The organism is Cupriavidus sp. UBA2010, assembly GCF_002335265.1.
In the GTDB taxonomy this organism is placed as follows: Bacteria; Pseudomonadota; Gammaproteobacteria; order Burkholderiales; family Burkholderiaceae; genus Cupriavidus; species Cupriavidus metallidurans.
The window spans coordinates 98,446-122,776 of record NZ_DDCI01000020.1 but is presented as its reverse complement, the minus strand read 5'-3'; the positions used below and the strand labels follow the sequence as shown (position 1 = coordinate 122,776).

The 24,331-nt window shown below is 64.3% G+C and carries 18 protein-coding genes; 8 read left to right on the top strand and 10 right to left on the bottom strand.

Going from position 1 to position 24,331, the window contains the following annotated elements:
- Nucleotides 1-434 precede the first annotated feature (434 nt).
- Nucleotides 435-1,817 (bottom strand): MATE family efflux transporter, encoded by a 1,383-nt coding sequence (locus B2246_RS15185; RefSeq protein ID WP_286881976.1) that lies wholly within the window; start codon nt 1,815-1,817, stop codon nt 435-437.
- Nucleotides 1,818-2,875: 1,058 nt separating this feature from the next.
- Between B2246_RS15185 and B2246_RS15180 the strand changes: the two genes are divergently transcribed.
- From B2246_RS15180 to B2246_RS15170, 3 genes are all read left to right on the top strand, one after another.
- Complete coding sequence (locus B2246_RS15180) at nt 2,876-3,799, top strand: LysR family transcriptional regulator (RefSeq protein WP_008649242.1); 924 nt, start codon at nt 2,876-2,878, stop codon at nt 3,797-3,799.
- Between the two features lie 138 nt (nt 3,800-3,937).
- A complete protein-coding gene (locus tag B2246_RS15175; protein WP_008649243.1) occupies nt 3,938-4,678 on the top strand; it encodes an SDR family NAD(P)-dependent oxidoreductase in 741 nt (246 codons plus the stop codon).
- Nucleotides 4,679-4,991: 313 nt separating this feature from the next.
- Nucleotides 4,992-5,405 carry a VOC family protein gene (locus B2246_RS15170; protein WP_008649245.1) on the top strand — a complete coding sequence of 138 codons (414 nt, stop codon included), beginning with the start codon at nt 4,992-4,994 and terminating at the stop codon, nt 5,403-5,405.
- A 27-nt stretch (nt 5,406-5,432) separates the two neighbouring features.
- Here B2246_RS15170 and B2246_RS15165 read toward each other — a convergent pair whose 3' ends face one another.
- Nucleotides 5,433-5,774 carry a hypothetical protein gene (locus B2246_RS15165; RefSeq protein ID WP_152415043.1) on the bottom strand — a complete coding sequence of 114 codons (342 nt, stop codon included), beginning with the start codon at nt 5,772-5,774 and terminating at the stop codon, nt 5,433-5,435.
- A 780-nt stretch (nt 5,775-6,554) separates the two neighbouring features.
- Here B2246_RS15165 and B2246_RS15160 point away from each other — a divergent pair.
- Complete coding sequence (locus tag B2246_RS15160) at nt 6,555-7,535, top strand: bifunctional helix-turn-helix transcriptional regulator/GNAT family N-acetyltransferase (protein WP_286881977.1); 981 nt, start codon at nt 6,555-6,557, stop codon at nt 7,533-7,535.
- A gap of 221 nt (nt 7,536-7,756) precedes the next feature.
- Nucleotides 7,757-8,137 carry a DUF1090 domain-containing protein gene (locus tag B2246_RS15155; protein WP_035883858.1) on the top strand — a complete coding sequence of 127 codons (381 nt, stop codon included), beginning with the start codon at nt 7,757-7,759 and terminating at the stop codon, nt 8,135-8,137.
- 211 nt (nt 8,138-8,348) lie between these two features.
- On the opposite strand, the gene B2246_RS15150 is transcribed toward B2246_RS15155, so the two are convergent.
- The gene (locus B2246_RS15150) at nt 8,349-9,494 is read right to left on the bottom strand and encodes a porin (RefSeq protein WP_286881978.1); all 1,146 of its coding nucleotides are present in this window, start codon (nt 9,492-9,494) and stop codon (nt 8,349-8,351) included.
- 322 nt (nt 9,495-9,816) lie between these two features.
- Nucleotides 9,817-11,208: an MFS transporter gene (locus B2246_RS15145; protein WP_286881979.1), complete on the bottom strand. Its 1,392-nt coding sequence runs from the start codon at nt 11,206-11,208 to the stop codon at nt 9,817-9,819.
- Between the two features lie 188 nt (nt 11,209-11,396).
- Between B2246_RS15145 and B2246_RS15140 the strand changes: the two genes are divergently transcribed.
- Together B2246_RS15140 and B2246_RS15135 are read left to right on the top strand one after the other, a co-directional pair.
- The gene (locus B2246_RS15140; protein ID WP_186425855.1) at nt 11,397-12,911 is read left to right on the top strand and encodes an MFS transporter; all 1,515 of its coding nucleotides are present in this window, start codon (nt 11,397-11,399) and stop codon (nt 12,909-12,911) included.
- 198 nt (nt 12,912-13,109) lie between these two features.
- Complete coding sequence (locus tag B2246_RS15135) at nt 13,110-14,291, top strand: porin (protein WP_008649262.1); 1,182 nt, start codon at nt 13,110-13,112, stop codon at nt 14,289-14,291.
- Here B2246_RS15135 and rrtA read toward each other — a convergent pair.
- The 5 genes from rrtA to B2246_RS15110 form a co-directional block, all read right to left on the bottom strand.
- Complete coding sequence (rrtA, locus tag B2246_RS15130) at nt 14,250-14,969, bottom strand: rhombosortase (protein ID WP_234707055.1); 720 nt, start codon at nt 14,967-14,969, stop codon at nt 14,250-14,252. The genes B2246_RS15135 and rrtA overlap by 42 nt on opposite strands.
- On the bottom strand, nt 14,900-17,422 hold the full coding sequence (locus B2246_RS15125) for an ExeM/NucH family extracellular endonuclease (protein ID WP_286881981.1): 2,523 nt from the start codon (nt 17,420-17,422) through the stop codon (nt 14,900-14,902). The genes rrtA and B2246_RS15125 overlap by 70 nt, the downstream gene beginning before the upstream one ends.
- A 528-nt stretch (nt 17,423-17,950) precedes the next feature.
- Entirely contained in the window at nt 17,951-18,763 is an 813-nt protein-coding gene (locus tag B2246_RS15120; protein ID WP_008642460.1) for a MetQ/NlpA family ABC transporter substrate-binding protein, read from the bottom strand.
- 199 nt (nt 18,764-18,962) lie between these two features.
- On the bottom strand, nt 18,963-20,966 hold the full coding sequence (locus tag B2246_RS15115; protein WP_286881983.1) for a sensor histidine kinase: 2,004 nt from the start codon (nt 20,964-20,966) through the stop codon (nt 18,963-18,965).
- On the bottom strand, nt 20,963-21,676 hold the full coding sequence (locus B2246_RS15110; protein ID WP_286881984.1) for a response regulator transcription factor: 714 nt from the start codon (nt 21,674-21,676) through the stop codon (nt 20,963-20,965). The genes B2246_RS15115 and B2246_RS15110 overlap by 4 nt, the downstream gene beginning before the upstream one ends.
- A gap of 359 nt (nt 21,677-22,035) precedes the next feature.
- Here B2246_RS15110 and B2246_RS15105 point away from each other — a divergent pair, with 359 nt between their 5' ends.
- Nucleotides 22,036-23,343, top strand: coding sequence for a cation:proton antiporter (locus B2246_RS15105; protein WP_008642464.1), 1,308 nt, complete (start codon nt 22,036-22,038; stop codon nt 23,341-23,343).
- Nucleotides 23,344-23,349: 6 nt separating this feature from the next.
- Here B2246_RS15105 and B2246_RS15100 read toward each other — a convergent pair whose 3' ends face one another.
- The gene (locus tag B2246_RS15100) at nt 23,350-24,234 is read right to left on the bottom strand and encodes a DMT family transporter (protein ID WP_008642466.1); all 885 of its coding nucleotides are present in this window, start codon (nt 24,232-24,234) and stop codon (nt 23,350-23,352) included.
- Between the last annotated feature and the right edge of the window lie 97 nt (nt 24,235-24,331).

The window sequence follows — 24,331 nt, the reverse complement described above, 5'->3', positions numbered from 1 at the left end:
GGAAGAAAAGTCCCTCACCCTCGTGCCAGCAGCTTTGGACGTCGAGGCTGCAGGTACCACGCACCGAGAAGTAAGCGGCACTTGTGCCACCAACGGCGGGAGTGCAGATAACGCGAGTTCAACAAGTCCGGCCGTGCATCGAGATTTTGGCGGCCTGCAGACTCCTCGGTTCGGCCAGAAGCTACTGCGCGGTTCAGCGTCCGTTTTTGCTCGAATAGGGGACGCAGACTTCGAACGGATAAAGGACCGCTCCGGGTCGGCAGTTGCCTCTGGCGCCAGCCCGCCTGTGGGCGGGCGGACCGACATCAGAGTTCGTCGGAGACGGACGCTCGGCATCGACAATGCAAATGTCCGCCGAGGTTCCCAACGGTCATGCCGGAGGCTGCCAGGGCGAAGCCGTCAGGTTTTACCACCGTCACGAGCGAATTCGCCCGCTACACGAGCTGCTCGATGCGCTGACGACGCCAGCCCCATCGGAAGTACATCGACTGGAGCAGCAGCATGGCCCCGAATCCCACGGTGTAAGCCCACCATATCCCGGAAATTCCGATGCGACTGTGCAGCCAATAGGCGAACGGAACCTCCACTCCCAGGATCGATACCATGCCAAGCATCGCGGGCCACAAAACCGTACCGCTAGCGCGCATCGCGCCGACAACGACGTTGGCTGCACCCAGTATCACGACACTCCAGGCAACTGTGCGCAGCAAATCCTGAGCGAGGGAGGCAGTGGGGCCATCCGTCAAGAACAGCGAAATGACCGCGGGAGCCATGAAGTACACGATGGAAACTACGGCACCTGTGACCACGATGTTCAGCCAGAGGCCGGCCCGCACAATGTCGAGGACACGCTGGTTGCGACCTGCGCCGATTGCATGCGCCGACAGAACCGTAGCAGTGATGCCCAGGGACATCGCGGGCAACTGAATCCAGCTCATGACCTGGTTCACGGCACCATAGGCCGCAGTTGCGTTGTAGCCATGGCCATTGACGAGGCCAAGCAGCACGATCTCGGCCAATGCCGCCGTGAACATTTGAAGCGACGACGGAATGCCGATACGCAACATGCGCTGTACCGTGGGCAAGTCGAAGCGGATCTGGCAAAGCAGTTCGACATTTGGTGCCAGTGGATGCGAAGCGCGAAGCCAGCGGCGAGCCATCCACGCTAGCGCCAGCGCAAACGCGACCAGCGTCGAGACGGCCGCACTGGCCACCCCCAATCGAGGCATGCCACCCCAGCCGCAAATCAGGGCTGGTGTACATATCATGGTGATGATGGTTGCCACGGCCAATGTCCACAATGGCGAGACGGCATCACCAACTCCCCGACTCATCGAAGTCATCAGCCACAGCAGAATGATGAGTGGTGAGCCAACAAACATGATGCGTGCATACAGCGTGGCCTCGGGCAGGATGTCTGGCGACGTTCCCAGCCGCTGCAGCAACGATGAAGCGAACACGCCGCCCGCGACGCTGACGACAATGCCTGTGGTCAGTGCCAATGCAATGGCGGTTCCTGCAATGGAGCGCACCTTCTCCGGGTTGCGTGCCCCCCATGCCTGGCCGATCAGCACCGTGGCACCCGTACTCAATCCTATGATGATCGCCAGGAGCATGAAGAACGCCGGAAAGAAGGCCGAGACGGCCGCTATGGCCTGAACGCCGAGCATCTGCCCCAGGTAGATGCCATCTATGGTTCCGGCTGCAACCTGCAGCGTGTTTGTCAGAATCATTGGTAGCAGGATGGCCAGGTATGTACGCCACAGCGGGCGGGAGGTCGCTGGAGCAGCGGGTGCGATTGACGAACTGGAGGTCATTTTCTCTTTCTGGACAAAGGGCTCCCCGCCCGGATTGACAGCAGACCGTCCGAGAAAGGGCACTAGCGGGTTTTTGGAGTGACGCGGTGTCTATGCCGAAGGGCTGTCCCCGACTCCCGAAAACGGCAGCAGCCGCGAGTCGTCGATCGCCGCCGGGCGGTGGCCTGTACCCCGCGAGACAACCCTTGCGAGACACAAAAGCGAGGTCGACTCTACGATGCTCGGACGAACAGGCCTGGTGGTAACACGGCGGTTGCCACCGGAACACGTGAGGGAGTTGGACTTGTCTGGTGACATGGTGGCGAGGTGAGATTTGATGATCCGAATTATACCCGGATAAAAATCGCCGTCAATATTACCCGGGTAAAAAATATTGGGAAAAGGTGGACCTGGTTTGGGGCCCCTTCCTGCGGAGCCTCCCCACGACGTTCCTCTACGGCTCATCGTCCCGTGCTCAGTAGTCCCAGCCGTTCTTCGATCACCGGCTTTCAAGGCACCGTCAGCTCCCCAAGCTCTAATCAGAGCTAGCGCGAAGCTGACAGCATCGGCAGCAATCGAGCCAATCGCAGTCGCTCAGCCTCGCGTCCCAAGCCCTTGCGTGGGCGGGCCGAAGGCTGAGACCGGCCAAAAGGGGACATTCGCAGCGGCCACCCAATGTTCCGGGCATTTGCTGGGCCTACCCGCTCATGGCAAGAACACCGGGACCGTCTTGGCCCCGGTGTTCTTGCTGCCCATGTACTCCGTCTGGTCCAGAAGCATGTCCGGCAACGCAGCAGGAACGAGACCGCCGTGCGCTCCGGACAACGGGAGCCCGAGCAAAGGCGAGGGCGCCCACGCTCCAGCCGTTGCAGCCGCCGGCTGCTCAGTCCCGTGGCTGTGGAGCGCTTAAGGCGCAGGTCGGGCGGCGACCCGAGTGCCGGCAGATCGGCGGCCACGGCCTTCCCAGGCGCCTGTCAGGGTCGTAGCATCTACCTTTCCCGCAATCTCGCGGCCCCGCGCCTTCGCCTCCTATGCCAGATCCCCGAGCGGCCTCCGCCGCCCACAGAGAATCCGCCCCCATGCCGCAGAGCATCGGCGCACATCTCGACGACCTGCTTCTCTTCATCCACGTGGTCGATGCCGGCGGATTCAGCGCCGCCGAGCGGCAGACCGGCATCGCCAAGTCGCGGCTGTCCCGCCGGGTGGCGACACTTGAGCGTGCGCTCGGCGTGCGACTGCTGCACCGGGCGGGGCAGGTCTTCGGCCTCACGCCGGTTGGTGAGGCGGTGCTCGCGCACGCACTGGAGGCGGCCGCGCACGTCGACAAGATCGGCGCCCTCACGCGCAGCGCCGTGGCGGAGCCATCGGGCGTGATCCACCTCCATACCTCCGTGCTGATCGCCGAGACCACGCTCCCTCCGATCCTGGCCGAGTTTGCGCGCGCCCACCCGGGCGTGCAGGTGCAACTGACGCTCTCGAATCGCTTTGTCGACCTGGCCGAAGAGCGACTGGACCTTGTCATCCGCGCGGCAGTTGTGCCGCTCGCCTCGGAGGACGTGATCGCCACGCCGGTGGCGACGTCGGCGTCGATCGTCGTGGCCCATCCGTCGTTGCTGGAAGCCGACGGCCCGCCCGCGCGCCTCGACGAGTTGGCTGACTACCCCTGCCTCGCGCAGGGCACACTGGCAAATCCGCGGCCATGGCAGTTCGTCGACGCAGACGACAAGCCGATCGATATCGCTGTCACGCCGGGCATTGCCGTGGATAACCTGCTGGCCATCCGCGAACTCGCGCTGCGCGGCGCCGGTATGGCGCAGTTGCCGGCCTATCTTTGCCAGGACGCCATCGATGCCGGTACGCTGGTGCCCGTGCTGCAAGCCGTGCGCTCGCGCCCAGCCACGCTGTACGCGATGTACCCGAGCCGGCGCGGCATGACGTCCGCCGTGCGTGTGTTCCTCGAGTTGGTGCGCGCAAGGTGGCCGTCCGATCAGGCCATCGCCTGATCCCTCCTGTCCGGCGGGCCCGTTCCAGTTCCGCAACGCCCCGTTGCAATCTGCCAGCTTCCTTCCAACGGGGCGAGCCGATAACGTTCTCCGTATCGACGGGCCTCATTCTCGCCCGCACCTTACCGGAGCACTTTCGTGTCCCTGAAAGACAAAGTCGCCGTCGTATCCGGCGCCTCCCGCGGCATCGGCCGCGCCACCGCAATCGCGCTCGCCGCTCGCGGTGCCAGCGTCGCTGTCGTCTACCGCGAGCAGCGCGAGACGGCGCAGACCGTGATCGATGAGATCCGGGGCGCCGGCGGCCGCGCTCATGCGTTCCAGGCGGACGTCAGCCGCGCCGACTCTGTCCACGCACTGGCCGACGCCATCGCGAACGAGCGTGGCCGCATAGACATCCTCGTCAACAACGCGGGCGTGTACGGCGCGCGGCCGATCGGCGAGTTGGATGCCGCATTCTTCGACGAACAGTTCCACCACAACGCACTCAGCGTGATGCTGATGACGCAGGCGTTCGCACCGCTGTTCGGCGCGGCGGGCGGCAGCATTGTCAATGTGTCGAGCAATCTTGCCCGTGCACCCACGGCCGAGGCCGGCGTCTACTCGGCCAGCAAGGCGGCGGTGGACGCGCTCACCCGCGCATTTGCGCTCGAACTCGGGCCGCGGAGGATCCGCGTCAATGCCGTGGCGCCCTTCATCACGCGCACCGATATGACCGCCGGCATTCCCCAAGCGCATCTGGATCAGGCGCGCGAAAGGACGCCGCTGGGCCGGCTGGCCGATCCCGAAGATATTGCCAATGTCATCGCGGCGCTGGTCTCGCCAGATATGGCCTGGGTCACCGGCCGTTCGCTGTTGACGGATGGTGGCTTCACCGACTGAGCGAGGCGGCCCGCCCATGCTCCTGCCTATCCTGCTGCTGACCTCGCCCGCTTTACGGGTGCCACGGCCGCGGTCATCGCGATGCTCTCCTGCGCGCCGGTGATCTGGCTGATGGCGCCGCGCCGGCCGGCCGTCCGTGCGGCAGTGATGTGCGATGGAAGTACAGCACGCTTGTCCGGTCGCGCCGCAGGCCGAAAGAGGTCCAGTCGAATACCTTCTTTCACTGTTTGCCCGAAAGATGCCATGGCAATCGCTTCATGGCTTACATCAACAACGGAAGTTCAAATATCGCTCAAATACAGGACTCCAGATCATGAACAAGCAGATTTTCATCAACCTGCCGGTGACAGACCTGCCGCGATCCAAGGCCTTCTACGAAGCCATTGGCGCGGTCAACAATCCCGCGTTCACTGATGAAACCGCGGCATGCATGGTGATCTCCGAGACGATCTACGCCATGCTGCTTACGCACGACAAATGGCGGCAGTTCACGGGGAAGCGAATCGTCGACGCGCACGCGGAGGCGCAGGTATTGCTGTGTCTGTCAGCGGGCGGACGAGTAGAGGTGTCTGACCTCGTGCAGAAGGCGACTGACGCCGGCGGCAAGGCGGACCCCACGCCTGTCCAGGATTTCGGCTTCATGTACGGACGCAGCTTCGAGGATCCGGACGGCCATATCTGGGAGGTGATGTGGATGGACCCGGAAGCCGTTCCGCCCCACGGTTAAAGGGCTGACGGCCCGCCCGCCGAACCCTCACGCGGGCGCGTCTTCCAGCGTCGTCTGGTATTGCTCCAGACAAGCCATCCCATTCATCCGGCGCTCGACATCAGAGCCACGCGTCAAGACGCGGCGGAGATTCTGGTAGGCACGGTCGCCTACCCGGATGCCTACAACCTGGACAAGAACCTCTTTACCGACGACGGCCAGAAGCTTCTGGCAGCTTCGCATCAGAACTGCGTGGTTACCCTGTTTGGCTGCAGTAGCAGCAGCCGGTCCTGCTGTGACATCCAACGTCACAGATAATCCGGGGTGGATAGATGCACTACGTCGAAACAATGCTGGGCTCAAGCGTTCCGAAACGCCGGTCTTGGTCATACAAGGACTTAAGGACACGATTGTGGCTCCGGCAAGCTCAAAGGCGTACGCAGAACGCGCAACCGCAGTTGGCACAGACGTCACTGTCGAATGGGTGGAGGACGCTGGGCATCGCGAACTCTTTGCCAAGAAGGCCGACATTGTCGCCAGGGTAGTAGCTGGCTTCGAGGCCAGCGGAAAGTAAGCCGCTCAAGCGGACGACGACGAGCTCGCGCTGAAGGTGGTGGCACCGGCAGCATTACGCGTCTCGTTGGTAGCGGCCACTATGAGAATGGGTCTAAAGCATTGCTGAACCCAGAGACCATGATCTGCCGCTGGGCGTGGCCGATCTCCATCGGCACTACGACTGCGGCGGCCGCAAGTGGCCTGCCCAGGGGAAATTCGAGTATCGAGGCCGTCGCGTGACGGTCTCTATTTCTGTGGGCGGCCAATGTCATGGTTCAACGGGCGACGCTGCGTTCGAACGGTGAATTTGCCCATCGGGATGTCCGCTCTGGAGCAATGTCAGGGACCGCCAAGGGTCGGCCACAGCCCGTCGTCGCCGACAGGTCGGCCGCCGACTCGATCGGGCTCTTCCCGGCCAGGCTGCGACGTTCCGCCGGCTTGCGTGTACGTCCGCTGCACCATGACAAAAGAACCTTCAGCGGCCAATGTCTTACGCCTGTAGGGTTTAGGCGAGCAATAGCGCGCCACAACTCAACACCACTATAAAGCGGACCTTGACATGGTTGCGTATCGCAACTATGTTGGTTGCGATGCGCAACTTATTTGAGCCCGCACATGGACCTTGTCGATCTTCCAGCCAAATCCCGAGAGACAACGATTCTCGAGCTCCGGGACTTTTCCCGAAAACTGGTTCGCGAATTAGGCTTCATGCGAACGACCTTGGCTGACAGTGATCTTGCACCTTCGGCTGTTCACGCGATCATCGAAATCGGGGCAACGCCAGGGATCAGTGCAAAGGACTTAGGCAACATCTTGCGCCTCGACAAATCAAATACAAGTCGACAGGTTGCAAAACTGGAGGCTGGCGGACTCGTGAACCGCAAGGTTGCAAACGAGGATGCGCGCTCGTCTGAGCTGTATTTAACAGAGGCAGGGCAGAAGCTCCGGAGAAAAATTGACCGATTCGCGACAGATCAGGTGTCCAGTGCGCTTCGACGTATGGTTCCTGCCGACCAGCAACTCCTGGTTCGTTCTCTCGCGCTGTACGCCGACGCGCTCGCGCAAGACAACTCAACCGAAGCGGCCCCCGGACGCGTCATAGCCACGCAGATTCAGGAGGGCTATCAACCCGGCTGCATCGGTGACATAGCAAGCTTGCACGCCCGGTTCTACGCAGAGCACTGGGGCTTCGGCGCGTTCTTCGAGCAGAAGGTGGCGAGAGAGCTTGCCGAGTTCGCTGGCACCTTGCCAGCCGATGGCAAGGCGCTATGGCTCTACGCCGAAAATGGTCGCTCTCTCGCCTCTGTGGCAATCGATGGGGATGATGAAACGGGCATCGCTCACTTGCGATGGTTTATCGTGGACGATTCGTTGCGTGGTTCCGGTGTCGGGCGGCAATTGATGTCACGCGCGATGAGATTTGTCGACGAGCGATTTAGTGAGACCTACCTTTGGACGTTCAAGGGTCTAGATGCAGCGCGCCACTTATATGAATCATTTGATTTTCAATTGACCAGCGAATCAGAGGGGACGCAATGGGGGACCAACGTTGTCGAACAACGGTTTAGTCGCTGCTCTGTCCGAACTCAGCCGTGATCTTATATAGGCCTTAGCGAGCGGCGATTGAGAGCGACCCGTTGCGCTTATGCTTAGAGGTAGTCTGTTCACGAAACGTAACCAGATGAATCCGGGCCGTCGGCAATTCAGGGGACTGTTCGTCTGGAACGGTATCCGACAGGGCAGCCAATTGCGAGCGCTCTATAATCTCTGCCGAATGCACAGTCGACGATCAACGCGCCACTACTACGAGGCCTCTCATGAATATCGTGATCAAAGCATTTTTGCTCGGCGTGGTCCTTTCCCCGATGGTATGCGCCGCTCAAACTGACGGTTGTGATGCGAAGCGCCAGTCGATAGAGCGAGAAATCACTTACGCGAAAGCACACGGTAATGCGAAGCGCGTAGATGGCCTCGAAGCAGCGCTTGCTCAAATGAATGCCAATTGCACCGATGCTGTGCTGCGCAGCGACGCACAACGCAAGGTGGTCGCGGCGCAAAAGAAACTGGCTGAACGCGAGCGTGACCTGCAGGAAGCAAAGGCCAACGGCAAGAGCGCGAAGAAAATCGCCGATCGTCAACGCAAAGTCGACGAAGCGCATGTCGAGCTTGAAAATGCACAGATGGACGTACCGCAGTAACTGAGCATGGCCGAAAGCGACTACGAATATGGCCAGGCATCGTCGGATATTTGCACCGTTGGCGAATGGCCGCCTTGGAGAATTGCGACCGTCCCTTGTGGGTCGTTCTGAGTCCATTCCCACATCCCGCAAATCGACGAAGAGCCCCAAAAAAAGAACGGTGGCCGCCGTCGGCCACCGCAAGGGCTGAGACAAGGAATAGGGTTCCAGGTCAGAAGATCTGCCGGATGCCTACCGTCACCCCGACCATGTTCTGCTGTCCGGTCATGGTCGGGTACTTGAAGGCATAGGCCGTGGCGGCGCCGTCGAAGCTGAGACCACCGTTGTGCGCCCAGCCGGCCGACAGATAGACGTCCGTGCGCTTGCTGAAGTTGTAGTCGGCGATGAAGCTGACCTGATGCATGTTGGGCGGATTGCTTGTCGGGGTGTTCGCCGCCGCGCTGGCCTGTTTGACGTTGGCGAAGTAGTAGGCCAGGGACAGTCCCAGTGCCGGCGTGGCCTGATAGTTCACGCCTGCCCACCAGTAGTCGTCGCGCAGCAGCGTGCCGCCGTTCGAGAATTCTCCCTTGTTGTAGCGATAGCCGGCCGTGAACTTGAGCGGCCCGGTGTTGTAGAGAGCCGCCGCACCGAGCTTGGTCATCTTGCCCGGCTGGCCGGTGACTGCTGCCGGACGCCATTCATCCGCCGCGAGGGAGAATCCCAGGCCGTTGCTCAGGTACATCAGCGAGCCGCCGTAGCCGGTGTTGTCGGAGAAGTGCCCCGGCACTTCGCCGGCGCCGCCATTGGCCAGCAGGATGGTGGCGTTCTGCACGGCCACGCCGGTGCCGAACGAGAAGTGCGCCACGGCCTGGAACGGTCCGAACTGGCCCGTGTACTTGACCATGTTGTCTTCGCGGTAGTTCAGGCCCATCCACCAGATGCCCGGCTCATAGGTGGCCGCAAAGCGAAGCGGGGCGAAGTTGGCCATGCCGTCGAAGAACGACGTGTACTGACGGCCGAACGAGAACTTGCCGACGGTGGCGTTCTGGATGCCGAGGTACGACTGGCGGTTGAACAAGGGGGCGCTTTGCAGCGCGCCGGTGTCCCATTGAAAGCCGGACTCCAGCACGAACAGCGCCTGGTTGCCGCCGCCCAGATCCTCGACGCCGCGCAGGCCCCAGCGCGACGCCGACAGGCCGCCCACGCTGGGCATGCCGAAGCGGCTGCCACCCTGGTTGGGCGTGGCGGCGGACGACGCCACGCGATTGACGTATTCGATCGACCCGTCGATGACTCCGTAAAGCGTGACGCTCGATTGCGCGTGTGCTGTGACACTGGCCGCGGCGAGAGCCACCAGCGCGATAGCCTGCTTCCTCATGCTCTGTCTTCTCCGTATTGGTCTTGTGTTGTGATCGCCCACCGTTTGCCGGTGCCTGGGAGGACATGGAGGTGGGCTGATGCGCATTAGATCGCGCGGCCCGAGGCGGAACCCCCTCCGGGAGGGGTGGGGCGGCCTGCCAATGTGGAGCAAGAGGGGGGAGGATTTATCCCTATGGCGAAGGGCGCCGTCGCGGTCAGCGGCGACGGCGTGCCATGGGAGGCCGTCGGTCAGGCCGGCAAGCAGACCGACTTCAATGCAGGGGTAGATTGGCCGAGGAAGGGTCTGGCCGGTCCAGTCGGAGACCCGCCGTGGGCCCTGCTCAATCGAGCGCGCGGTCCTTCGATTCCACGTTGACGATGCCGATCGCGAAGGCGCCGGCCAGCAACATGCTGGAGATCAACGCGAGGGCCAGGGTGAAATGCGTGGCCATCACCGGCGCGATGATGGCGGGTGCGAATAGGCCGCCGAAACGCGCCACCGCACCGGCCGCGCCCATTCCAGTGGCTCTCAGGTCGGTCGGGTAGACCTCCGGTGTGAACGCATACAGCGCGCCCCAAGTACCCAGCAGCGCGAAGCTCATCAGCAACGTGGAGCCGACGACGACCGTGGGAGACGTGCCCAGGCTATACAGCATGCAGCCGACCGCGCTGAGCAGCAGAAATCCGATCAGCGTGGGTTTGCGGCCCCAGCGCTCGACGCCGTACGCGGACAAGGCGAAGCCGGGGAGCTGGACGATGGCGAGGACGACCAGAAAGACCTGCCCGCGCATGAAGGCGAAGCCCTCCGCGCCGAGCTTGATCGGCAGATAGACGAACACACCGTAGTACGCGATCGAGATCAGCGCCCACGCGGCAAACAGCGCGAAGCTGCGGCGGCGGAACGTTCCGGAGAACAGCGTGAAGACCGACTTCGGCGCGACGACTTCGGATTGCAGGGCCGGGATTTCGACGTTTCGGCCGTTTGCTTTCGCTACCCGTTCCAGTACCTTGCGGGCCTCGTCCGATCGCCCGCTACGGTTCAGGTACATCGGCGATTCCGGAATGTAGAAGCGCAGGACAACGCCAATCAGCGCGGGAATGCCCGTGACCAGGAAGATGACGCGCCAGGCCTGATCGCCATGGGACAGCGCCACGAGCGCCAGTACCGCCAGGCAGATCGTGCCAATCGCCCAGAACGATTCGAGCAGGACCAGCCAGCGGCCGCGACGGTCGCTGGGCAGGAATTCGGCCATCATGGTGTAGTCGACCGGCAGCGTGCCGCCGACACCGACGCCCGTCAGGAAGCGCAACACGAGCAGCCAGGACAGTTCTGGCGCGAAGGCCGATGCGATGCCGGAGAGCGCGTCGATGACGATGGCGATCATCAGCACGGGGCGGCGGCCAATGCGGTCGGCCAGGCGGCCGAAGACGATCGCGCCCACCAGCATCCCGACGAAGAAGAGCGTGCCGGTCTGCAGCGCCTGGGGCATCGTGATGCCAAACGTCCTGGCGATGGACGGCGCGCTGAAGCCGATCGACAGCACCTGCATGGCATCGGCAAGCCAGACCAGGCCGAAGATGACGAAGAGGCGATACTGAAACTTGCCGACACCGGCCAACCGGATGCCGGTCTCGAACGGCACCTTTGCGCCGTTGCGGGAGGTGGCCCCGGCATGGCCGTTCGGCACGGGTTGCCCGCCAACGACTGCGATGGGTGGAGTGGCTGGCGTCATGGTGTCTGGTGTGCCGGAATGAACGGCCGAGGGCGTGGGATGCACGGAGTATAGCGGCACGCGGTTTTGCCCGCGTGCGGGCAGTATGCATCTGCTATGCTGATTTCGTCGCGCCCGACGCGCCCCCCACGCGTCGTGACCGGCCAGTGCCCGCATCCGTCCAACGGTCAGAACGGTGGTCGCCCCCCATGCCAAGCAAGCCCTTGCTGAGCCAGCATCCGGAGTTGTCCGCAGTGCGGGTCTACATGATCGGCCTGGCCCTCGGCTGCTCGACGGGAGTCGACTTCTGGGCGTCCGCGATGATGGGCGTGGCCGGCACTCACATTCGCGGTGGCGTGCACGCATCCCCCGAGGACTTTCTCTGGACACTGACGTCGTATGCGGCGGCCGCGGTGGTGGCCAATCTGATGCTGCGGCGTCTCGCGCACGACATCAGCTACCGTGGCTTCACCATGGCGGGGCTGGTTATCGCCGCCGCTGGCGCGGCGCTATGCGCCCTGAGCCGCAATCCGCTCGAGCTTGCGCTGGCCCGCGCGGTGCAGGGCTTCGGCGCGGGCGGGCTGTTCGCAGCGTCGCGCATCATCATCCAGCTTGCTGCCGCGCGTGAGGAGCGCCGGCCATTGTTCATTGGATTCAATATCGGCAGCATGGGTTTGCCGGCGGCGGCACCGTGGATCACGGCGCAACTGGTCGAGAACGCCGAATGGCAGATGGTGTTCGTGCTCCAGGCGGGGATCGCGCTGGCCACGCTGCTGTTTGTCGTGCTCACCTATCCCCCCCGGCTGACGGTCACGGTGGCGCCGTGGGACGTCGACTATCACGCGATGGACTGGGTGACGGTGATCCTGTTCGGGGCGGGCGCGCTGACGCTGCTGCATGGCCTGGGAGACCTGCGGTTCTACGAGCTGGCGAACTCGCCCTCGGTGGCGTTCACGCCGATGGCCGGCATCGCGCTCTTCGCAGCGGGCATGGTGTATCTGCGCCGGCATCCGGACCCGTGGCTCAACCCGAAGCTGCTGCTGGGGCGGCGCTTCCTGATCGGGCTGTCGTTCTACGCCATCTATTACCTGCTGAACGGGCTGTGGACCTATGTCATCTCCACGATGCTGCAGAACGGCATGGGGTTCACCTTCCAGACCACCGGCACGGTGCTCACCACCACGTCGTTGCTGGGCTTCGCAGCGGCGGCCGCGTTCACGTTCTGGGGCACATCGCTGCCCGGCTCGCGGCGGTATATCGCGCTGGGCTATCTTATTTTCGCCATGGCCGCGTGGCTGCTCTCGCAACGGATGATGCCCGGCGCCTCGCTCGAAGTCATCCTGCCGGTGCTTGTGCTGCAGAACCTGACGCTGCCTTTCGTGCTGATGCTGGTGGCTGGCCTGACGTGGGCGGAGTTCAGCGTGGACGACTTCGCTCATGGCTATCAGTTCAAGAACATCGTGCGCCAGATCGCATCGGCGGCGGGGACTGGGCTGGCCAGCCTGTGGCTGCAATATGACGAGGCGATCGCGCGTACGCAACTGGTTGCGCATGTGACGCCGTTTGAATTCCAGCAGGGTATCGACCCGGCCGAACTGGCACGCCTGTCACGGTTGATCGACCAGCAGGCGACGCTGATCGGCACCGCCAATCTGCTGATGTTGCTGGCGGGCGCGTGTTGTGTCATTGCGATCGTCGCGGTTTCGCAACGTGCGTTGAAGTAGTTCGGCAAAACGTGGCAAAACGCGCGTTCAACACATACGCTTGGTTCAGGCAGGCACGTCGGTGGCCTGGCGAACATCCGCAGTGTGGGCAGTACCGGAAGATTGTCTGGAGAGATTCCATCATGGCTGGGAGCGCCATCGGTGGAGGGGGGCGTTTGCTGTCCGGATAAAGAAGAACAACAAGCGGAGGGGCTCAAGATGCAGCGGAAGTATCTTGCAGTGGCAATCCTATGCACCGGCGCCAGTGTCGGGCACGCCCAGTCGACCGTGACGCTCTACGGCGTCGTCGATGCGAACCTCGAATTCGCCAACCATCTGGGCGCCGTGCCGGTTGCCGCGAATGGCTTCAACCCTGGCCCGTCGAACAACGTCTTCCGCATGGATTCCGGCGGTGTGTCGGGTTCGCGCTGGGGCCTGCGCGGCTCGGAAGGGTTGGGGGGCGGCCTGAAGGCCGTCTTCGTGCTGGAGAGCGGCTTCAACCTTGATACCGGCACCTCGCAGCAGAGCGGCCGCCTGTTTGGCCGGCAGGCGTTCGTGGGCTTGCAGAGCGATTATGGCCAGCTTTCGCTGGGCCGGCAGTACACCTCCATGTTCGAAGCGCTGGCGAACTTCGCGCCAGCCGCGTACGCGACGCAGTACGAGCCCGTCGTGGTCATGGCGGGCGCGAATTTCCGTGAGGACAACACGATCAAGTACACGGGAAGCTTTGGGCCGATCACGGCGCTGGGGCACTTTTCGTTCGGTACGGGCCTGGCCTTGCCGCCCACGGTGGGCGCCCCGTTCATCCTCGGCGGCAACGGCGAGGTACCGGGACAGTTCCGGCGTGATACGGCCTACGGCGCGGCACTGGTATATGCCACCGGACCACTTGGCGTGGTGGTGGGCTACGACCAGTTCAATCCGACTATCGCGCCCACCGCGCAGCCGACCAATGCTGGTACCGGCACCTTCAAGAAGGCCACGGTCGGCGCCAGCTACGCGATTGGGCCGGCGAAGGTCATGGCGGGATACCGGTGGGGCCAGAACAAGAACCAGCAGGGCGCCGAGTTCCTGCGCGATGACTTCTACTGGATCGGCGGCACGTACCAGATCACGACGGCCATCGGGCTGACGCTCGAGTACAACTACGACAACGTCAAGAATCAGTTCGGCGATGCGCACCTGGCCAACCCGTGGCAGATCTCGGCTATCTCCAACTATGCGTTCTCCAAGCGGACTGACGTCTACGTGACGGCGGCCTACACCAAGAACGCCGGTCTGGCGATGGAGTCCGCCGCGATTTTCTATGCCAACAGCCTGTCGCTTGGCAACAGCTATGCCCTGGCCAACGGGCAGAGCTCAATGTTCGGCATCGCGGTGGGGCTGCGTCACAAGTTCTGAGCGTTTGACGGGTCCGACAGGCAGACGGTCCAGACGCATCAGGGGCAGGAAGAGGATTGCCGCCCCACTTGCCAGCCCGGCGAGATGGGCGGCGGCCAGCGGTGGCGCGCCCAGCCATGCGGCATCCGCCGCGCCCCCACCGCCCAGCCACTGCCAGAGCGCACGGACAATCAGCACGCCGAGCACCAGCGCGGCGGTTGCTTCCGCGCGGGCACGCGGCAGCAGTGCCAGCGCGGCCAGGCCGTAGTTGACGCCCGAGAACCCGGCATAGTGCTGCAGACCGGGCAAGGTGGCGAACAGAGCCAGACCAATGATCGTGGCCAGCAGCAGGCAACAGCGCCACGCACACAGCGGCGCGGGCAGGATTGCCGCCAGCGCCACCACGCCCCCGACGTTAAGCAGGCAGTGCGTCCAGCCCAGATGCACGAAGTGGCCGGACACCAGTCGCCAGACTTCTCCGCTGGCGATGGCCGACCGTTCGTACCGTAACGCATCGGCCATCGTGGCGCCGCCCGCCTGCAGCGCGAGCATCAGCAGGGCGACGGCGAGGAAGCCCGGATGGACCGGGCTTCGCCACCGCCAGTCAGGCCTGCGGCGCGCCAGGGCGTTCAGACTGCCCACGAGCGCCACGAGCGGCGGCGTGCCAGCGCTGCCACGCCAGCGGCCAGCGTCAGCCACGTGAACGGGTCCATCGAGCCGGCGCCGGAGTTGCCGGAATCGGCCGATCCGCTGGAGCCACCGGAACCCGCCGTACCGCTGGTACCACCAGTGCCACCTGTGCCCGAGGTGCCGCCAGACGAGCCACCATTGCCGCCTGTGCCACCACCGGTCGACTGCGTGTTCAGGGCCAGATCGACCAGCACCGGATCATGGTCCGACGAACGGTAAGGGTCGGCCGCATAGAACGTCTGTTGCTGCTCGGCGCTCTTGTACGCGAACGAGTATTCAAGCGCGATCGGTTCGTCTGCGTTGATGTGCCATTCATGCACGGCACGCACGCGGTCTGCCAGTGCGGAAGTGGCCAGTGCGTGGTCGATGTAGCCTGATTCACCGCCGAACACGTAGCTGTACGCATCCTTGCCTACGAACTTTGCCACCATGTCGGCGTAACCCTTTTCGGCGAACAGTAGTACCGGATCTTCCTTGGCGTAGCTGTTGAGGTCACCGATCAGCAGCTTGCCCACGTCGGCCACGCCGGTCGGGGAGGTAGCCAGCCAGTCTGCGATCAGGCCCGCCGCGCGCAGGCGGGTGGGGTTCCAGCAGCTCTGGCCGTCGCCCTGGTCGGCGTCCTTGCCGGTGGCGCCGGTGCAGCCCTTGGACTTCAGGTGGTTCACCACCACCGTGAAGTTCTGCGTGCCGCCCAGGCGGCGGAACGTGCGGGCCAGCGGCTGGCGGTTCTTGTCGTCGATGGCCAGCGTGGCGGGCACGCCCACCGGTTCCACGTTGCGGCTGTTGTAGATGATCGCCACGGTGATCGCGTCGCCGCCCAGCTTGGGCAGGCCTGGATCGACGTAGCGCCAGTCGGCGCCGAGCTGGCTCGTCAGGCGGCGAATGGCGCTCAGGTCGCCGTAGCCGTCGTTCTCGATTTCCATCAGGCCGACCACATCGGCGTCGATCGCGCGGATGGCGGCAACGATCTTGGCTTCCTGCCGTTCGAACTCGGCTTGCGACTTGGCGCCACGGTTGTTCGGGTCGTCGAAGCCAGCGCCCTTGCCGTCGCCGTTGAAGTAGTTCAGCACGTTGAACGAGGCCACGCGCACGTCAGCCTGGGCATGGCGCGTGGGCGCGCCCGTGCGCGGATTGCTGGCGGCGTTGAACGCGGGGGCGGCGGCACCCGGTACCGGCTGCAGGCGCCAGGCGTTGTAGCGGATCTCGAGCACACCCTGCACGCCGCTGACCGTGTAGCCGGCACGCACCGGATTGGCCGCGGACAGGCCCGGGGCGGGGTAGGGCACAGTGGCGGGGTTCTGCAGATTCGAGCCGTCGTCCAGCACCAGGCGATTGAGCGCGTTGGCGGCAGCTTGCGCAGCGGCGCCGTTCGCGGCCGGGGCCACGTTGGTCGGCAGTGGCAGGCGGCCGTTGCTGAGCAGCACGCTGCCATAGCGGCCAAGCTCGTAGGTTTCGCTGACCGTCAGCGTCTGGGGCAGGCGCACCAGCATCCCTTCATAGGCCGACAGCGACTTGGCGTCAGCCAGCGGCAGCGTGACATCGACTGCCGTCACCTTGTTGCCGCTGGAGCAGCTGGCCAGGCCGTTCGCAGCCAGCGTCAGTTGCGTCTGGCCGTACTTCTCCTCGACCTTGCCCACCAGGTGGACCAGGTCGCCGGCGCGCGCGGTTACGCCGGGCGCATAGACGAAGATACCTTCGGAGACACCGGGCAGCTTGCGGCGCTGTGCGTCGGGCTGCTGCACGAAGAATCCGCTGAAACCGCCGGTGCCGCTGTAGTCGGCGGTGACCACGGCCTCGATCTCGACGTTCTGGCCGGCCAGCGGCGAGGTCGATGTCGCGCCCTGGACGTCCGCGAGGTGTGTCGCCGGCGCGCCACACACTGCTGCGACCGGCGGCGGCGTGACGGTGCCCGCGCCGTTGTACAGGCCCAGGTCCGAGAAGTCGTCGACGTTGAACGAATCCCACTGCACAGCCGGATCAAAGGCCGCGGTGATATCCGTGTCGCCCTGCGTCACCGAAGCCTTGCGGCGTAGCGTGTGGTCCTTGGTGCCGGCAGTGGCCGTACCCCAGAAACCTGACGGGGGCTGGAAGCCGACCTGTCCGATATGGTCCACCACGGTACCTGAGCGCGTGAGCGTGAGGGCGTCGTCGCCATTGAACGTGAACGTCGCGGTCTGGTTGACCTTGGAGCCGAGCACCGCGGCCAGCGTGCTGTGCGCCAGGACGTAGACCGACCCCGGCGCGAGCTTGCCGGTGAGCTGGAATGTGGCATTCGGCGCGGTGACGCCGTTGTTGTACTGCTCGATCTTGTAGAGCGACAGGTCGGCCTCGGTGGCATCGGGGTTGTAGATCTCGATGGCCTTGTTGTTCGAGGTACCCTCGACGTACTCACTGATGATCAGCTCGGCATGGGCGGGTAGCGCCATGAGGAGCACGGCTGGAAGTGTGTAATGCAAACGCATGGATTGGCTCGGATGGAATCGCGCGACTTGGGCACGGGGTGTTGTGGGGACTGCGAAGCGCGAGATGCTATGCGGCGTCGATGACGCGCCAATGACTGGCTGGCATACATTTGACCGGTGCTATGCCGGGTCGCGCTTGTTTCCATCCGCAGGCTCGCCTTTTGGTGGCGAGGGCCTGATCCTCCGGGACGTTTTACCTGTGTTGCGTGACGCGAAGATGGCTACGTGCCTGGCGGACACGGGCCGTTGGCAAGAAGGCGGCGTTACTTCTGCCCATCCGTGGCGACGATGCCGGGCGCGCTTCGCAGTACCTCGTCCTTGAACCTTGGCATGTCATGGGGCAGGTCCGAAAACGCTTCCAGAATATGGCGGTACGAGCCCCGCCCGGCTGACCCCGAAGGTAACGACAAAGGGAAAAACATCCGGGTCATCGTCTCTGGATGCCGAAAGCGGCAGGTCATCCCTGACGATCGGCCTCCAGGCATCCCTGAAGAGCCGGGCTGGCTGACCAGCCCGACACGTGCCACATCAACGTTGATATGCCGGCGCAACGAATCCCGCGAAACGTTGCTGCGTGACCTGCTTGAATGCCTGTGAACGATAGGCATCGCGGATGTCCGCGACATAAGGCCGGTTCAGATCGCTGGTCCTGACGGCGACCAGGTTCATGTAGTAGTCAGGAATCTTTTCAAGCGCCAGCGCGGTGGTGAGTTTCAGGCCGGCAGCCAGCGCGAAATTTCCGTTCACGAAGGCATAGTCCACATCGTCCAGCGAACGCGGCAACTGCGCTGCCTCCAGTTGAATCAGCTTGAGCTTGTGCGGGTTGCCGTCGATGTCGCGCTCGGAGGCGCGCACGGCATCAGTGCCGGGTTTGAGCGTGACCCAGCCGATCTGCTGCAGGATCGCGATGGCCCGCGCCAGGTTGGTGGGGTCATTGGGCAGCGATACGGTGGCGCCGGTCTTCACCTCGGCCAGCGACTTGTGCTTGCGGCTATAGATGCCGATCGGCGCGGTGGGAACCTGGACGATTTCGGAGAGCGCCAGCTTGCGGTCGCTCGAGAATTTCTTCAGATAGACCACATGCTGGAACGCATTGGCGTCGATGGCGCCGTCGGCCAGCGCCAGATTCGGTTGGACGTAGTCGCTGAACTCGATGATGGTGACCTTGTAGCCCTGCTGTTCGAGGATTGGCTTGACCCCGTAGCGGATCTGGTCGGCATAGGGGCCGGCGGTGGCGCCGAAGCGGATCTCCTTCTTGTCGGGGTCCGCTGCTCCTGCAGCCTGCATCACCGTTACCGCAAGCAGCGCGGTGAACAGACGTAGTCCCTTGCCCAGCTTCATCGTCTTCTCCCTTCTGGCCCTGTTGTTCTTGATGGATGTCGTCGCGGCATGTGCCATGGCGTCGGGCCATTGTATGGCCGACCCGTCTCAGGGAGAACGATCAAGCAGACATACGCTTATGCGTCAGGCGTATATGGACGGCGGTGTGGGCGTCGGTGTGGGCGTCGGTGCGTGCGATAGCGTGCGCCGCGGGGACCATTCAGGCCGGGTCTGTCTCGGGCCGCGGCATGGCGGTATCCGTCCAGCGATCCGGACGCAGCAGCAGGCGCACGGCCGTGCCATGGGGCGACGATTCGATCTGCAGTTCGCCGCCGATGCTGGCTGCGCGGCTGTGCATGTTGGCCAACCCATGACCTTGCGAAGCAGCCGTGGTATCGAACCCCGGTCCGCTGTCGCGAATCTCGATGACGATCGCTTCGGCATCGTCGGCATCGTCGGTCAGGCTGCGCGCGATGACCCGGATCACGCCGCCCGGCGCGTATTGCATGGCGTTCGAGAACGCTTCGAGCAGCAGGTACTGCAATTCCCGCACGATCTGGGGCGTGAGTCCTTTCAGTTCTGGCAGGCGGTCCACCTGCCAGTCCACTGTCATGCCCGCCGCTTCGAGCCGTTCACGCAGGCGGTAGCGCAGCGTGCCGAGCACGGCTGCCAGGTCTCCACCGGTGTCCTGCATCGCGTCGACCGAGAGCTTCAGCGCGTCGAGGGCCTGCTGCAGGTGCTTCTGCATGACCGGCGACGAACTCTGCCCCGAGCGGACCAGGCTGAGGGCGCCAACCAGCGTGCTGCCGAGCCCATCGTGCATGTCGCGCATGATGCGGCCACGTTCCTTCATCGCGGCCTGTTCGCGTTCGATCTCGCGCGATCGGGCGTAGAGCTGCCGCAGTTCGTCTTCCTTCTGCGCCACCTTCCGATCCAGATCGCGGTTGAGGTCCGCCAGCATCCGGCTGGTACCGGTGAAGCGTTCCACCAGCAGCCATGCCATCGCCAGACTGAACAGCAACGACACGTACTTCGTCAGGGCGGTTTCCCAGTAGAAGTCGCCGATCATGGTGATCCGGATAAAGTCCGCCAGCGTGAGTGCCGTGGCAAGCCCGAGCGCGCCGGCCAGCACGATGCGCTCGCGATTGGGGCGACGCCATGCCGACCACACCAGCGCGCCGCCGACGCAGCAGGCCATCACCACGTTGACCGCCCAGTCGGCCAGCTTCAGGTAGGGCATGCTGAGTACGCTGGCCATCAGCAGGATCAATGGCAGCTTGAGCCACAGATACCCGTTGACCAGCCAGCCCGGCCAGCGCGCGCGCACGTCGATGACGATGAATGCGAACTTCGCGGTGGCCAGCATGAAGACGGCGCGGCCGGAGAGGATGATGACCTGCCAGAGACCACGCGGTAGCGGCGCGTCGGTCAGGAAGAACTCGGCCAGGCTGATGGCCCAGGCGATCTCCGCCAGCGCATAGAGCCCGAACAGCGGATCGCGCTGGCGCCACCAGATCATCAGCGAGATGCCGGCCAGCACCAGGCTGACAGCCGCAATCACCAGCGGGCCGATCACGCGGAACCAGAGCGCGCGGTCATAGTGCGCGCGCGTCACGCTGTCGGGCCCGAATTCGATCGCCGACAGACCGCCACGCGCGTCCGCCCGGGCGGAGATCGTGACCAACAGTTCGTTGTCGGGCTGCAGCATGGCCTGCGGCACGGGCACATGGAGCGGACGCTGTCCGCCATACAGGGCCGGCGCGCAAAGGTCGCCGGCAGTGGCCAGCAGCTTGCCGTTCAGACGCATCTCGAAGCTGTTGGCCGCGCGTGCGAGGTAGAACCCCAGACCTTCGCGGCCGCCAGCCTCATGGGGAAAGCGGATACGGAAAGTGGCCGTGCCACTCTGGCGCGGCAATTCGCGGTCCCAGTAGTACGGCAGCGAGACCGGTGCGGATGGCGAGCCAGTGCTGCCAGCGGCGTTGTCGTGTGCGTGTGCGTGTGCGCCGCCGCTGCAGTGGATCGCGCCGAATGTGGCATCGGCTTGCCTGAAGATCTGTGTGGAGGCGTTGGTGGCGTCTTCGCGCTTGTCTTCGTGCTTGTCGTCGCCGACGGACGAGCACGCGGCCAGCATCAGCGCGGCCAGGGTGACGAACCCGAACAGCAAGGCGATCCATCGCGAGGAGCGCGGGGCGGAAGCGAGGCGCGCGATCACCGTGCGGCTCACATGGATTTCAGCAGACCAAGCTTGTGGGCTTCGAAAACCGCCTCGGAGCGCGAGTTCACGGCCAGCTTGCCGTAGATGTTGCGAATGTGGGCCGCCACCGTATTCACGCTGATCGACAGGTGCCGGGCGATTTCCGCATAGGTGTAGCCGCGCGCGACGAGGTCGAGAATCTCGGACTCGCGCGCGGAGAGCGCAACGGCGGCTTCTGGTAACAACGGCGTAGCCGGTTCCGCACGGACGGCGCGCGGGGCAGGGACGTTCGCATCGCGCAACCGGTTGATGACGCGGCGGGCGATCACGGGACTCATCGGAGAGCCGCCCGCGCGAAGTTCGCGCACGGAAGCGCGCAGGTCTTCGTCGGAAGCGTCCTTGAGCAGATAGCCGGTGGCCCCGGCCGAGATGCTGGCCAGCACATTGGCCTCGTCACCGAACATGGTGATGACCATGCACTCGCAGTGTGGGTGCCGGTGCCGGGCAAAGCGGATCACATCAATGCCGGAGCCATCGGGCAGGCCCAGGTCGCACAGCACTACATCGGGCGTATTGACGGTCAGCCACTCGCAGGCGCTGACGCGGTTGTGGCAGGTTGCCATCACATGGATGCCGGGCACGCTGGCAAGCGCGGAAGTCAGGCGGGCACTGGTGGCCGGGTCGTCTTCTACAAGCATCACGCGGATATCCGCGTCCATCGCCGGGGGCTGGTGGGTCATGGTCTGGTCGATCGGCCACTTCGGTTGCGCAGTCCGGCCTGCGGCGCCGTTTGCCGCGCCGGCCAGGCAGGGGCTGGCGCCGGCCTATCCTAGCGACGGCGACCCGCACGGTCAATGCCACGCAGGGGTTGTGGCGGATCGCATACGGTCACCGGTGGGAGGCAATACCCCGCCCCGCCTTGCAGCGCGGGGCTCCGCACGGCTCCGCCGTCACTCTGCAATGCGGAATTGCGCGAATCGGCAGAATCTTGGCCGCCAGCCGTGCATCTAACCGGTCTACTCAATGCTCGTCCCGCAATAGTGCCGGAAGAGCCGCCAGCGCCCTCAGCCAACTCCCCATCCGCATCAGGAGCCCAACCTTGGACGTTGCCATTGAACTGACTACGCGAGTCGGCGTGCTGCTGTTCCTCATCGCCATTTGCCATGTCATCGCACAGCGCGTGCGATTGCCCGACCCGATCATCCTGACCGCCGCCGGCGTTACCTTCGGCTTCGGCTATGTGGCGCTAGAGCACGTCGCGCCTGCATTCGCGGCCAACACCATCGCGCCGTTCCTGGCGCCGGCCATGCCGCCCGAGGCCTATCTCTGGATCTTCCTGCCGCCAATCCTGTTTCAGGCGGCAATCGAGGTCGACAGTTCAGGGTTCGTCGCCGACCTCGGCCCAATCCTGCTGCTGGCCATCGGCGCCGTGGTCGCGGCAACGCTGAGCGTCGGCGCGGTGGCTTACCTGACCAGCGGGCAGGGGCTGATCGCCTGCCTCTTGCTCGGTGCGATCGTCAGCACCACCGATCCGTCCACGGTCATCGGCCTGTTCCAGAGCAGTGGCGCGCCGGCGCGGCTGATTCGGCTGGTCGAAGGCGAGAGCCTGTTCAACGATGCCGCCGCGATTGCGATCACGACCTTGCTGACCGGTGTGATTTCCGTGATGCCGACACACGATGCCGCGCATTTTCCGCTGGCGCAGTTTCTTCTCTCGCTGCTGGGGGGGTGCGCGGTGGGCTGGCTCGTGGGCGTGGTGTTCGTGTTCGTGTCCGGCGTGATGCGCAGCCCGCCGTTCGCCGAGTACGCGCTGTCGCTCGCGTTGCCTAACCTGATCTATCCGTTCGCGGAGCGCGTGCTGCATGTGTCGGGCGTGGCGGCGGTGGTGTGCGCGGGGCTCGTGGTCGGGCGGATCATGCTTTCGCGGCGACCCGCATCGCACGTCAAGCTGTTTCGGCAGTTGTGGCTCTATCAGGCCACCATTGCCAGCGCCGGTGTGCTGCTGCTGGCGACGGCACATGTGCCGTCGCTGCTCGACGACCTGCGCATGATCGACATCGTCATCCTGCTGCTTGTGCTGGTCGCGGCAGTGGCGAGCCGGTTCGGCATCTTGTCCGTGAGCATGCCGATGATGAGCCGGATAGGCATCTGCAAACCGTTGCCGATCTCGCACCAGTTGTTGATTGCCTGGGGTGGCGTGCGTGGCCCCGTGACGCTGACGCTGGCCATCTGCCTGGCCCGGAATCAGGACCTGGCGCCAGACACCCGCCATTTCGCGGCGGCCATGGCGGCGGGCTTCGTGCTGCTGAACCTGTTCTTCAATGGGCTGACGCTCAAGCTCTTCGCCCGTTGGCTCGGCGTCACGACGCCGGGTGGACGAAGGCCGGCCGTCATTGAAGTCGATTGACCGCTGTCAGGCGGACGGCTTGCGCGCGGCCGACGGCAGGCGCTTGCGCCACGACCATCCCATCGTCATGCCCGCGGCGGCCAGCAGGATCAGCGTGGCGCCGGCGATCTGCGACGGGTGCAGGTGATGGCCGAACGCGAGCCGGTCCACCAGGATGGCCACGATCGGATAGATGAACGACAACGCGCCAGTCAGCGAGGTGGAGAGTTTCTGGATGGCGCCATACAGCAGGATGTACATCACGCCGGTATGCACGAAGCCGAGGGTGACCAGCGTCGTCCATGTCGCCGCACCGGTGGGCCAGTCCGCTTGCAGGCTCATCGGGAGCAGCGTCACCGTGCCGACGATCACGTGAATCAGCGCGATCAGGTGTGGCGGGACATCCTTGAGCTTCTTGGCGATCAGCGCGGCCAGCGCGTAGCAGAACGCGGCGCCCAGTGCCAGCAGGATCCCCACGAGATAGCGCCCATCCATGGCGCCCGCATCGGGCCCCGCACGCACGATCAGCAGCATGCCGCCGAACGCCAACACGAGCCATCCGAACCTGGCGAGCGTCAGGCGCTCGCCAAGGAACAACGCGCCAAGGCCAACGAGCATGAACGGCTGCGTGTTGTAGACCGCCGTGGCGATGGAAATGGACGCGCCGGAGTAGGCCGAGAAGAGCAACAGCCAGTTGGCGACGATGGCCAGGCCGCCAGCGACGGCCAGCGCCAGTTGCCGCCGGCTGATTCTGCCGGGACGGAGATAGCCTTTGGCCGCGCAGACCGGCAACAGCACGAGCGCGCCGAACGCGCAGCGCCAGAACACCACCTGGGTGACCGGTCGCCCGGATATCACCACCAGCCAGCCGATGGTGCCCGAGATCACCATCGCCGCAACCATCTCCATCATTCCGCGTGTCTTGTTGTCCACCGCGTTCCCTCCACAAGTCTCTTTGGCCTCTCTGGCATTCAGGGCTTGAATTCTAGGGGGTAAGACGGCGCTCGGG